This window comes from Pseudomonas sp. AN-1 (genome assembly GCF_034057115.1).
Lineage (GTDB): Bacteria > Pseudomonadota > Gammaproteobacteria > Pseudomonadales > Pseudomonadaceae > Geopseudomonas.
Genome location: NZ_CP139195.1, coordinates 2,282,444 through 2,294,860, shown reverse-complemented (window position 1 = coordinate 2,294,860; position 12,417 = coordinate 2,282,444). Strand labels below are relative to the sequence as shown.

Below are 12,417 nucleotides of genomic sequence, written 5' to 3'. Positions count from 1 at the left end.
ACGGCCTGCGAGTGTAGCGGCTGTGCCGGCGGTCTTGAAGCGGGCGCGCGGCCGGGCGGGTATACTGCGCGGCTTTTCATGACTGGTTGAGGAATCTCCATGCGCGAGCAACTGCTGGCAGCGGAAAAGGTCACGGCAATCGACTGGCGGGACGGCGTCCTGCATCTGCTCGACCAGCGCGTGCTGCCGTTCGAGGAAACCTGGCACGCCTACGACAGCGCCGCCGGGGTGGCCGAGGCGATCCGTCTGATGGTGGTGCGCGGCGCCCCGGCGATCGGCATCGCCGCCGCCTACGGGGTGGTGCTCGGCGCCCGCGCGCGGCTGGCCGCCGGCGGCGACTGGCAGGCGGCGCTGGAGGAGGACTTCCGCGTGCTGGCCGAGTCGCGCCCGACCGCGGTCAACCTGTTCTGGGCGCTGGACCGCATGCGCGAGCGCCTCAACCGCCTGGCCGACTGCGAGGACGTGCTCGCTGCGCTGGAGGCCGAGGCGGTCGGCATCCACGACAGCGACCGCGAGGCCAACCTGACCATGGCCCAGCTCGGCGTCGAGCTGATCCGCCGCCACGACGCGCGGCCGCAGAAGCTCTTGACCCACTGCAACACCGGCGCCCTGGCCACCGGCGGTTTCGGCACCGCGCTGGGGGTGATCCGCGCCGCCCACCTGGCCGGGCTGGTCGAGCGGGTGTTCGCCGACGAGACCCGTCCGTGGCTGCAGGGCGCGCGCCTGACCGCCTGGGAGCTGGCCAACGAGCACGTGCCGGTGAGCCTCAACGCCGACGCCGCCGCCGCCCACCTGATGAAGACCGAAGGCATCAGCTGGGTGATCGTTGGCGCCGACCGCATCACCGCCAACGGCGACGTGGCCAACAAGATCGGCACCTACCAGCTGGCGGTCAACGCCATGCACCACGGCGTGCGCTTCATGGTGGTGGCGCCCAGCTCGACCATCGACATGAGCCTGGAAAGCGGCGACGACATCCCGATCGAGGAGCGCGACGGCCGCGAGCTGCTCGAGGTCGGCGGCAAGCGCGTGGCCGCCGCGGTGGAGGCGGTCAACCCGGTGTTCGACGTCACCCCCGCCGACCTGATCGACGCCATCGTCACCGAGAAGGGCGTGGTCGAGCGGCCGGACGCGGCCAAGATGGCCCAGCTGATGTGCCGCAAGCGACTGCACTGAGTGGGGCGATTCCTGGGCGGTTTGGCGGGCAGGCGGGTGGCAGACCCGTCCTCGAGGGGGTGTTTGCGTCACCGCGGATGCCAAGGCTGCTCGCCACGCCGGTGGCCTCTGCAGTGCCGCCAGCCGCACCGCCTGTGGTAAGCTCACGCGTTATTTCAAGCGGCCTGCAAGGGCTGTCCAGATTGCGCAGGAGGCTGGCCCGCCGGCCCCTGCTTAGAACAAAGGAATCCGGCTTCTCATGGGCGAACTGGCCAAAGAAATCCTCCCGGTCAATATCGAAGACGAGCTGAAACAGTCGTACCTCGACTACGCGATGAGCGTGATCGTCGGACGTGCCCTGCCGGATGCGCGCGACGGCCTGAAGCCGGTGCACCGGCGCGTGCTGTTCGCCATGAGCGAGCTGGGCAACGACTGGAACAAGCCGTACAAGAAATCCGCCCGTGTGGTCGGCGACGTCATCGGTAAGTACCACCCGCACGGCGACACCGCGGTGTACGACACCATCGTGCGCATGGCCCAGCCGTTCTCGCTGCGCTACATGCTGGTCGACGGCCAGGGCAACTTCGGCTCGGTGGACGGCGACAACGCCGCGGCCATGCGTTACACCGAAGTGCGCATGGCCAAGCTGGCCCACGAGCTGCTCGCCGACCTCGACAAGGAAACCGTCGACTGGGTGCCCAACTACGACGGCACCGAACAGATCCCGGCGGTCATGCCGACCAAGATCCCCAACCTGCTGGTCAACGGCTCCAGCGGCATCGCCGTGGGCATGGCCACCAACATCCCGCCGCACAACCTCGGCGAGGTGATCGACGGCTGCCTGGCGCTGATCGACAACCCCGAGCTGAGCGTCGACGAACTGATGCAGTACATCCCCGGCCCGGACTTCCCCACCGCGGGGATCATCAACGGCCGTGCCGGCATCATCGAGGCCTACCGCACCGGCCGCGGGCGCGTCTACATCCGTGCCCGCGCCGAGATCGAGGAGATGGAGAAGGGCGGCGGCCGCCAGCAGATCATCATCACCGAGCTGCCCTATCAGCTGAACAAGGCGCGGCTGATCGAGAAGATCGCCGAGCTGGTCAAGGAAAAGAAGATCGAGGGCATCAGCGAGCTGCGCGACGAGTCCGACAAGGACGGCATGCGCGTGGTCATCGAGCTGCGCCGCGGCGAGGTGGGCGAGGTGGTGCTCAACAACCTCTACGCGCAGACCCAGATGCAGAGCGTGTTCGGCATCAACGTGGTGGCGCTGGTCGACGGCCAGCCGCGCACGCTGAACCTCAAGGACATGCTCGAGGTGTTCGTCCGTCACCGCCGCGAAGTGGTGACCCGCCGCACCGTGTTCGAGCTGCGCAAGGCCCGCGAGCGCGGCCACATCCTCGAAGGCCAGGCGGTGGCGCTGTCCAACATCGACCCGGTGATCGAGCTGATCAAGACCTCGCCGACCCCGGCCGAGGCCAAGGAGCGCCTGATCGCCACCGCCTGGGAGTCCAGCGCGGTGGAGGCGATGGTCGAGCGCGCCGGTGCCGATGCCTGCCGCCCCGACGACCTCGATCCGCAGTACGGCCTGCGCGACGGCAGGTACCATCTGTCGCCCGAGCAGGCCCAGGCCATCCTCGAGCTGCGTCTGCACCGCCTGACCGGGCTCGAGCACGAGAAGCTGCTCGCCGAGTACCAGGAGATCCTCCTGCAGATCGGCGAGCTGATCCGCATCCTCACCAGCCCCGAGCGGCTGATGGAAGTGATCCGCGAGGAGCTGGAGAAGGTCAAGGCCGAGTTCGGCGACGCCCGCCGCACCGAGATCCGCGCCAGCCAGGAAGACCTGACCATCGCCGACCTGATCCCCGAGGAAGAGCGCGTGGTGACCATCTCCCACGGCGGCTACGCCAAGAGCCAGCCGCTGGACGCCTACCAGGCGCAGCGCCGCGGCGGCAAGGGCAAGTCGGCCACCGGGGTGAAGGACGAGGACTACGTCGAGCACCTCTTGGTCGCCAACAGCCACGCCACCCTGCTGCTGTTCTCCAGCAAGGGCAAGGTCTACTGGCTGCGCACCTTCGAGATTCCCGAGGCGTCGCGCACCGCGCGCGGCCGCCCGCTGGTCAACCTGCTGCCGCTGGACGAGGGCGAGCGCATCACCGCCATGCTCCAGGTCGACCTGGAGGCCCTGCAGCAGTCGGGTGGCGAGGACGACCTGGACAACGAGACTGCGCTGATCGAGGGCGAAGTGGTCGAGGCCGCCGAGGCCGCCGAGGAGGCCGAGGGCGAGACCGCCGAGCTGGTCGCCGAGCCGACCGGCGCCTACATCTTCATGGCCACCGCCTTCGGTACCGTGAAGAAGGTGCCGCTGGTGCAGTTCAGCCGCCCGCGCAAGGCCGGCCTGATCGCCCTGGACCTGGTCGAGGGCGACACCCTGATCGCCGCGGCGATCACCGACGGCGCCCGCGAGGTCATGCTGTTCTCCAGCGCCGGCAAGGTGATCCGCTTCGCCGAGAGCGTGGTGCGCACCATGGGCCGCAACGCCCGCGGCGTGCGCGGCATGAAGCTGGGCAGCGGCCAGCAGCTGATCTCCATGCTGATCCCCGAGTCCGGCGCGCAGATCCTCACCGCCTCCGAGCGCGGCTACGGCAAGCGCACCCCGTTGTCCAAGTTCCCGCGCCGCGGCCGCGGCGGCCAGGGGGTGATCGCCATGGTCACCAACGAGCGCAACGGCCCGCTGATCGGCGCCATCCAGGTGCAGGAAGGCGAGGAGATCATGCTGATCTCCGACCAGGGAACCCTGGTGCGCACCCGCGTCGACGAGGTATCCCTGCTCGGCCGCAACACCCAGGGCGTGACCCTGATCAAGCTGGTCGAGGGCGAGACCCTGGTCGGCCTGGAGCGGGTGCAGGAGCCGTCGGACAATGGCGAGGAGCTGGTCGGCGACGAGGTTGGCGAACTCGCCGGCAGCGAGGAGTGAGCAGTGGCGGGGCGGGCGCGAGCCCGCTTCGCCGGCGGAACGGCCTTACAAGATTGACAGCGCACCGTCGCCCCGGGCGGCGGTCATCGGTGAATGAGAGAGAAAGACGTGAGCAAGCGAGCCTATAACTTCTGCGCCGGCCCGGCCGCGCTTCCCACTGCGGTGCTCGAGCGCGCCCAGGCCGAACTCCTCGACTGGCACGGCAAGGGCCTGTCGGTGATGGAGATGAGCCACCGCAGCGACGAGTACGTCGCCATCGCCGAGAAGGCCGAGCAGGACCTGCGCGACCTGCTGGCCATTCCGTCGAACTACAAGGTGCTGTTCCTGCAGGGCGGCGCCAGCCAGCAGTTCGCCCAGATCCCGCTCAACCTGCTGCCCGAGGACGGCGTCGCCGACTACGTCGAGACCGGCATCTGGTCGAAGAAGGCCATCGAGGAAGCGCGCCGCTTCGGCGCCATCAACGTCGCCGCCAGCGCCAAGGCCTACGACTACTTCGCCATCCCCGGGCAGAACGACTGGCAGCTGAGCCAGAACGCCGCCTACCTGCACTACTGCAGCAACGAGACCATCGGCGGCCTGCAGTTCGACTGGGTGCCGGATCTGGGCGACGTGCCGCTGGTGGTGGACATGTCCTCGGACATCCTGTCCCGGCCGATCGACGTGTCGCAGTTCGGCATGATCTACGCCGGCGCGCAGAAGAACATCGGCCCCAGCGGCCTGGTGGTGGTGATCATCCGCGAGGACCTGCTCGGTCGCGCCCGCTCGATCTGCCCGACCATGCTCGACTACAAGGTCGCCGCCGACAACGGCTCGATGTACAACACCCCGGCGACCTTCTCCTGGTACCTGTCCGGCCTGATCTTCGAGTGGGTCAAGGAGCAGGGCGGCGTCGAGGAGATGGAGCGCCGCAACCGCGCCAAGCAGGAGCTGCTGTACGGCGCCATCGACGCCAGCGACTTCTACACCAACCCGATCGCCAAGAACGCCCGTTCGTGGATGAACGTGCCGTTCCGCCTGGCCGACGAGAAGCTCGACAAGGCCTTCCTCGCCGGCGCCGAGGCGCGCGGCCTGCTCAACCTCAAGGGCCACCGCTCGGTGGGCGGCATGCGCGCCTCGATCTACAACGCCGTCGGCCTCGACGCGGTGCAGGCGCTGGTCGCCTACATGGCCGAGTTCGAGAAGGAGCACGGCTGATGAGCGAGAAGGAACAGCTGCAAGCCCTGCGCGTGCGCATCGACAGCCTCGACGAGAAGATCCTCGAGCTGATCAGCGAGCGCGCGCGCTGCGCCGAGGAAGTGGCGCGGGTGAAGATGGCATCCCTGCCGGCCGGCGAGAAGCCGGTGTTCTACCGCCCCGAGCGCGAGGCCTGGGTGCTCAAGCACATCATGGAGCTGAACAAGGGCCCGCTGCACAACGAGGAAGTGGCGCGGCTGTTCCGCGAGATCATGTCGTCCTGCCTGGCCCTCGAGCAGCCGCTCAAGGTCGCCTACCTCGGCCCGGAAGGCACCTTCACCCAGGCCGCGGCGCTCAAGCACTTCGGCAATGCGGTGATCAGCCAGCCGATGGCGGCGATCGACGAGGTGTTCCGCGAAGTGGCCGCCGGCGCGGTCAACTTCGGCGTGGTGCCGGTGGAGAACTCCACCGAGGGCGCGGTCAACCACACCCTCGACAGCTTCCTCGAACACGACCTGGTGATCTGCGGCGAGGTGGAGCTGCGCATCCACCACCACCTGCTGGTCGGCGAGAACACCAAGACCGACAAGATCTCGCGCATCTACTCGCACGCCCAGTCGCTGGCCCAGTGCCGCAAGTGGCTGGACGCCCACTACCCGAACGTCGAGCGCGTCGCGGTGTCGAGCAACGCCGACGCCGCGAAAAGGGTGAAGAGCGAGTGGAACAGCGCGGCGATCGCCGGCGACATGGCCGCCCAGCTGTACGGCCTGAGCAAGCTGTACGAGAAGATCGAGGACCGCCCGGACAACTCCACGCGCTTTTTGATCATCGGCAACCAGGAAGTGCCGCCGACCGGCGACGACAAGACCTCGATCATCGTCTCCACCAACAACAAGCCGGGGGCGCTGCACGACCTGCTGGCGCCGTTCCAGCAGAACGGCATCGACCTGACCCGCATCGAGACCCGCCCCTCGCGCAGCGGCAAGTGGACCTACGTGTTCTTCATCGACTTCGTCGGCCACCAGCACGACCCGCTGGTCAGGGGCGTGCTCGAGAAGATCAGCCAGGACACCGTGGCCGTGAAGGTGCTCGGCTCCTATCCCAAGGCGGTACTGTAAAACGCGTCTGCGCCGGCCCGGGTCGCCCTGTGCCCCGTGGCCGGCGATCCTTGCCGGAGGCAAACCGATGAGCTGTGACTTCCTCGCCCTGGCCGTGCCGGGTGTGCAGAAACTGTCCCCCTACGTCCCGGGCAAGCCGGTCGACGAACTGGCCCGCGAGCTGAACCTCGACCCGGCCGGCATCGTCAAGCTGGCCAGCAACGAGAACCCGCTGGGCCCCTCGCCGAAGGCGCTGGAGGCGATCCGCGCCGAGCTGGGCGACATCACCCGCTATCCCGACGGCAGTGGCTACGCGCTGAAGGCCAAGCTGAGCGAGCGCTTCGGCCTGGCTCCCGAGCAGATCACCCTGGGCAACGGCTCCAACGACGTGCTCGACCTGATCGCCCGCGCCTGGCTGGCGCCGGGGCTGAACGCGGTGTTCAGCCAGTACGCCTTCGCCGTCTACCCGATCTCCACCCAGGCCACCGGTGCCGAGGGCCGCGCCGTGCCGGCCAAGGACCATGGCCACGACCTGGAGGCCATGCTGGCGGCCATCGACGCCAACACCCGCGTGGTGTTCGTCGCCAACCCGAACAACCCGACCGGCACCTGGTTCGGCCCGGACGCGCTGGAGTCGTTCCTGGCGCGCGTGCCGCAGAATGTGCTGGTGGTACTCGACGAGGCCTACATCGAGTTCGCCGAGGGCGGCGAGCTGCCCAACGGCCTCGAATATCTGGCGCGCTACCCGAACCTGATCGTCACCCGCACCCTGTGCAAGGCCTACGGCCTGGCCGGCCTGCGCGTCGGCTATGCCGCATCCAGCCCGCAGGTGGCCGACGTGCTCAACCGCGTGCGCCAGCCGTTCAACGTCAACAGCCTGGCCTTGGTCGCCGCCTGCGCCGCGCTGGACGACGCCGAGTACCTGGCCGAAGGCCGCCGGGTCAACGCCGCCGGCATGGCTCAGCTGGAGGCCGGTCTGGCCGCGCTGGATCTTGCGTGGATTCCCAGCAAGGGCAACTTCCTCGCCGTCGACTTCGGTAGCGACGCTGCGCCGATCAACCAGGGCCTGCTGGAGCGCGGGGTGATCGTCCGCCCGGTGGCCGGCTATGGCATGCCGACCTTCCTGCGCGTGTCCATCGGCACCGAGGCGGAGAACGCCCGCTTCCTCGCGGCGCTCGCCCAGGTGCTCGGCCGTGGCTGATCGCCGCCCCGCGCCCCTGGTCGGCCGCCTGGTGGTGGTCGGCCTCGGCCTGATCGGCGGCTCCTTCGCCAAGGGCCTGCGCCAGCAGGGCCTGTGCCGCGAGGTGGTCGGCGTCGACCTGGACGCCGAGTCGCGCCGCCTGGCGGTGCAGCTCGGCGTGGTCGACCGCTGCGAGAGCGAACTGGCCGCGGCCTGCGTCGGCGCCGACGCGATCATGCTGGCGGTGCCGATCATCGCCATGGAGAAGGTGCTGGCCCAACTGGCCACCTTCGACCTTGGCGATGCCGTGCTCACCGACGTCGGCAGCGCCAAGGGCAACGTGGTGCGCGCCGCGCGCGCCGCCTTCGGTTCCCGCGTGGCGCGCTTCGTGCCGGGTCACCCGATCGCCGGCTCGGAGAAGAGCGGCGTGGAGGCAGCCAACGGCAAGCTGTACCGCCGTCACAAGGTGATCCTCACCCCGCTGGCCGAGACCGATCCACAGGCGCTGGCGCTGGTCGATGGCCTGTGGCGCGCGCTGGACGCCGACGTCGAGCACATGAGCGTCGAGCACCACGACGAGGTGCTTGCCGCCACCAGCCACCTGCCGCACCTGCTGGCCTTCGGCCTGGTCGACTCGCTGGCCCACCAGAGCGAGAACCTGGAAATCTTCCGCTACGCCGCCGGCGGCTTCCGCGACTTCACCCGCATCGCCGGCAGCGATCCTTTGATGTGGCACGACATCTTCCTCGCCAACCGCGAGGCGGTGTTGCGTATCCTCGACCGCTTCCGCAGCGATCTCGACGTGCTGCGCGAGGCGATCGATCATGGGGACGGGCATCACCTGCTGGGCGTGTTCACCCGCGCCCGCGTCGCCCGCGAGCATTTCAGCAAAATCCTGGCCCAACGGGCCTATGTGGACGCCATGCATTCCAACGACCTGATCTTCCTGGCCCAACCGGGCGGCAGCCTGAGCGGACGGATTCGCGTCCCGGGCGACAAGTCCATCTCCCACCGCTCGATCATGCTCGGCTCGCTGGCCGAGGGCACCACCGAGGTGGAAGGCTTCCTCGAGGGCGAGGACGCCCTGGCCACCATCCAGGCGTTCCGCGACATGGGCGTGGTCATCGAGGGCCCGCACCACGGCCGCGTCACCGTGCACGGCGTGGGCCTGCACGGTCTCAAGGCGCCGGCAGGCCCGCTGTACATGGGCAACTCCGGCACCTCCATGCGCCTGCTCTCCGGCCTGCTCGCCGCCCAGCCGTTCGACACCGAGCTGACCGGCGACCCGTCGCTGTCCAAGCGGCCGATGAACCGCGTGGCCAAGCCGCTGCGCGAGATGGGCGCGCTGATCGAGACCGGCCCGGAAGGCCGCCCGCCGCTGCGCATCAAGGGTGGCCAGAAGCTGACCGGCATGCACTACGAGATGCCGATGGCCAGCGCCCAAGTCAAGTCCTGCCTGCTGCTGGCCGGCCTGTACGCGGCCGGCGAGACCTCGGTGACCGAGCCGGCGCCGACCCGCGACCACACCGAGCGCATGCTGCGCGGCTTCGGCTACCCGGTGAACGTCGAGGGCGCCACTGCCAGGGTGGAGAGCGGTCACAAGCTCAGCGCCACCCACATCGAGGTGCCGGCCGACATCTCCTCGGCGGCCTTCTTCCTGGTCGCGGCGAGCATCGCCGAGGGCTCCGAGCTGGTCCTCGAGCACGTCGGCATCAACCCGACCCGCACCGGGGTGATCGACATCCTCAAGCTGATGGGCGGCGACATCACCCTGGAGAACCAGCGCGAAGTCGGCGGCGAGCCGGTGGCCGACATCCGCGTGCGCTCGGCCAAGCTCAAGGGTATCGAGATCCCCGAGGACCTGGTGCCGCTGGCCATCGACGAGTTCCCGGTGCTGTTCGTCGCCGCCGCCTGCGCCGAAGGGCGCACCGTGCTGCGCGGCGCCGAGGAGCTGCGCGTCAAGGAGTCCGACCGCATCCAGGTGATGGCCGACGGCCTCCAGGCCTGCGGCGTCAAGGCCGAGCCGACTCCGGACGGCATCGTCATCGACGGCGGCCCGATCGGCGGCGGCGAGCTGTGGGCGCACGGCGACCACCGCATCGCCATGTCGTTCAGCATCGCCTCGCTGCGCGCCAGCGCGCCGATCCGCATCCACGACTGCGCCAACGTGGCCACCTCCTTCCCCAACTTCCTCGCCCTGTGCGCCGAGGTCGGGGTGCGCGTGGCCCGGGAAGGCGAGCAATGATCGGCCTGGCCCCGGTCGTCGCCATCGACGGGCCGAGCGGCTCGGGCAAGGGCACGGTGTGCAGCCGGCTGGCCCGCCAGCTCGGCTGGCACCTGCTCGATTCCGGCGCGCTGTATCGCCTGCTGGCGCTGGCCGCCGGCCGCCACGGCATCGCCCTGGACAACGAGGCGGCGCTGGAGACCCTGGCCGCCAACCTCGACGTGCAGTTCGTCGCCGCCGCGGAAGGCCTGCACGGCCAGCGCATCCTGCTGGAAGGCGAGGAGGTCGGCGACGAGCTGCGCACCGAGCAGGCCGGCGCGGGCGCCTCGCAGGTCGCCGCGCTGCCCGGCGTGCGCAGCGCGCTGCTGCAGCGCCAGCGCGATTTCCGCGTGGCGCCGGGGCTGATCGCCGACGGTCGCGACATGGGCACCGTGGTGTTTCCCGACGCGCCGCTGAAGATCTTCCTCACCGCCAGCGCCGAGGAACGCGCCCGCCGGCGCTACCTGCAGTTGAAGGACAAGGTGCCTGGTGCTAATCTGTCCAGTCTGCTGGAAGAGATCCGTGCGCGTGACGAACGCGACACGCAGCGTGCTGTGGCTCCACTGAAGCCGGCGTCTGACGCCATCCTGCTGGATTCCACTGAACTCTCGATCGAGCAGGTACTGGAGCGCATCCTCGCCGAAGTCGCCGCGCGCGATCTGGCCGGATGATCCAGCGAGGCGGACGGAACCCAGTCCAATTCCTCCGCCTCTTTATGACAAACGAACCCGTGCCGGCTGGGGTGCGGATCGGGCACATTTCCTGTGCCCTTGATCAACAGGTATGAACATGAGCGAAAGCTTCGCAGAACTTTTTGAAGAAAGCCTGAAATCCCTCGACATGCAGCCGGGTGCCATCATCACCGGCATCGTGGTCGACATCGACGGTGACTGGGTCACCGTGCATGCCGGCCTCAAGTCCGAGGGCGTCATCCCGGTCGAGCAGTTCTACAACGAGCAGGGCGAGCTGACCATCAAGGTCGGTGACGAAGTCCACGTGGCGCTGGACGCCGTGGAAGACGGTTTCGGCGAAACCAAGCTGTCCCGCGAGAAGGCCAAGCGCGCCGAGTCCTGGATCGTTCTGGAAGCTGCGTTCGCTGCCGAAGAAGTGGTCAAGGGCATCATCAACGGCAAGGTCAAGGGCGGCTTCACCGTCGACATCAACGGCATCCGCGCGTTCCTGCCGGGTTCGCTGGTTGACGTCCGTCCGGTGCGTGACACCACCCACCTGGAAAACAAAGAGCTCGAGTTCAAGGTCATCAAGCTCGACCAGAAGCGCAACAACGTTGTCGTTTCCCGTCGCAGCGTGCTGGAAGCCGAGAACAGCGCCGAGCGCGAAGCCCTGCTGGAATCCCTGCAGGAAGGCCAGCAGGTCAAGGGTATCGTCAAGAACCTCACCGACTACGGTGCGTTCGTTGACCTGGGCGGCGTCGATGGTCTGCTGCACATCACCGACATGGCCTGGAAGCGCATCAAGCACCCGTCCGAGATCGTCAACGTCGGCGACGAGATCGAAGTCAAGGTCCTCAAGTTCGACCGCGAGCGCAACCGCGTCTCCCTGGGTCTGAAGCAGCTGGGCGAAGATCCGTGGGTCGCCATCAAGGCGCGCTACCCGGAAGGCACCCGCGTGCAGGCCCGCGTCACCAACCTGACCGACTACGGCTGCTTCGCCGAGCTGGAAGAAGGCGTCGAAGGTCTGGTGCACGTGTCCGAAATGGACTGGACCAACAAGAACATCCACCCGTCGAAGGTCGTCAACGTCGGCGACGAAGTGGAAGTCATGGTCCTGGACATCGACGAAGAGCGTCGTCGTATCTCCCTCGGCATCAAGCAGTGCAAGCCGAACCCGTGGGAAGAGTTCTCCGGCCACTTCAACAAGGGCGACCGCATCTCCGGCACCATCAAGTCGATCACCGATTTCGGTATCTTCATCGGTCTGGAAGGCGGCATCGACGGTCTGGTTCACCTGTCCGACATCTCCTGGAACGAGCCGGGTGAAGAAGCCGTGCGTCGCTTCAAGAAGGGCGACGAGCTGGACACCGTCATCCTGTCGGTCGATCCGGAGCGCGAGCGCATCTCCCTGGGCATCAAGCAGCTGGAAGACGATCCGTTCTCCAACTACGCCGCCCTGAACGAGAAAGGCGCCATCGTCCGTGGCACCGTCAAGGAAGTCGACGCCAAGGGCGCCGTCATCACCCTGGCCACCGAAGTGGAAGGCGTGCTGAAGGCTTCCGAAATCAGCCGTGACCGCGTCGAAGACGCCCGCAACGTGCTGAAGGAAGGCGACGAAGTCGAAGCCAAGATCATCAGCATCGACCGCAAGAGCCGCGTCATCAGCCTGTCCGTGAAGTCCAAGGACGTCGATGACGAGAAGGAAGCCATGAAGGAACTGCGCAAGCAAGACGTGAGCGCCGGTCCGACCACCATCGGCGACCTGATCAAGGCTCAGATGAGCAACCAGAACTAAGTTCTGCTTGATCGAGAAAAAGGGCGACTTCGGTCGCCCTTTTTCATGGCCGCGATTTGCCGCTGGCTGGCGGCGGCTTCAGGAGATTGCCGTCCGGCCCGCTGGC

General features: G+C 68.0%; 8 protein-coding genes. All 8 read left to right on the top strand.

All coding sequences use genetic code 11. From position 1 onward, the window contains the following. The first annotated feature begins 99 nt into the window (after positions 1–99). A complete protein-coding gene (gene mtnA, locus SK095_RS10710) occupies positions 100–1,176 on the top strand; it encodes an S-methyl-5-thioribose-1-phosphate isomerase (RefSeq protein WP_136490586.1) in 1,077 nt (358 codons plus the stop codon). Between the two features lie 238 nt (positions 1,177–1,414). Further along, positions 1,415–4,132 (top strand): DNA gyrase subunit A, encoded by a 2,718-nt coding sequence (gyrA, locus tag SK095_RS10705; protein WP_320548848.1) that lies wholly within the window; start codon positions 1,415–1,417, stop codon positions 4,130–4,132. 108 nt (positions 4,133–4,240) lie between these two features. Beyond that, complete coding sequence (serC, locus tag SK095_RS10700; RefSeq protein WP_201487947.1) at positions 4,241–5,326, top strand: 3-phosphoserine/phosphohydroxythreonine transaminase; 1,086 nt, start codon at positions 4,241–4,243, stop codon at positions 5,324–5,326. Then, positions 5,326–6,423 (top strand): prephenate dehydratase, encoded by a 1,098-nt coding sequence (gene pheA / locus SK095_RS10695; protein WP_320548847.1) that lies wholly within the window; start codon positions 5,326–5,328, stop codon positions 6,421–6,423. The genes serC and pheA overlap by 1 nt, the downstream gene beginning before the upstream one ends. A gap of 67 nt (positions 6,424–6,490) precedes the next feature. Further along, entirely contained in the window at positions 6,491–7,603 is a 1,113-nt protein-coding gene (hisC, locus tag SK095_RS10690; protein WP_320548846.1) for a histidinol-phosphate transaminase, read from the top strand. Continuing rightward, a complete protein-coding gene (locus SK095_RS10685; protein WP_320548845.1) occupies positions 7,596–9,827 on the top strand; it encodes a bifunctional prephenate dehydrogenase/3-phosphoshikimate 1-carboxyvinyltransferase in 2,232 nt (743 codons plus the stop codon). Before hisC ends, SK095_RS10685 begins: the two co-directional genes overlap by 8 nt. Beyond that, positions 9,824–10,516, top strand: coding sequence for a (d)CMP kinase (gene cmk / locus SK095_RS10680; RefSeq protein ID WP_136490580.1), 693 nt, complete (start codon positions 9,824–9,826; stop codon positions 10,514–10,516). Before SK095_RS10685 ends, cmk begins: the two co-directional genes overlap by 4 nt. Before the next feature lie 118 nt (positions 10,517–10,634). Next, the gene (rpsA, locus tag SK095_RS10675) at positions 10,635–12,311 is read left to right on the top strand and encodes a 30S ribosomal protein S1 (protein WP_136490579.1); all 1,677 of its coding nucleotides are present in this window, start codon (positions 10,635–10,637) and stop codon (positions 12,309–12,311) included. Positions 12,312–12,417 lie beyond the last annotated feature (106 nt).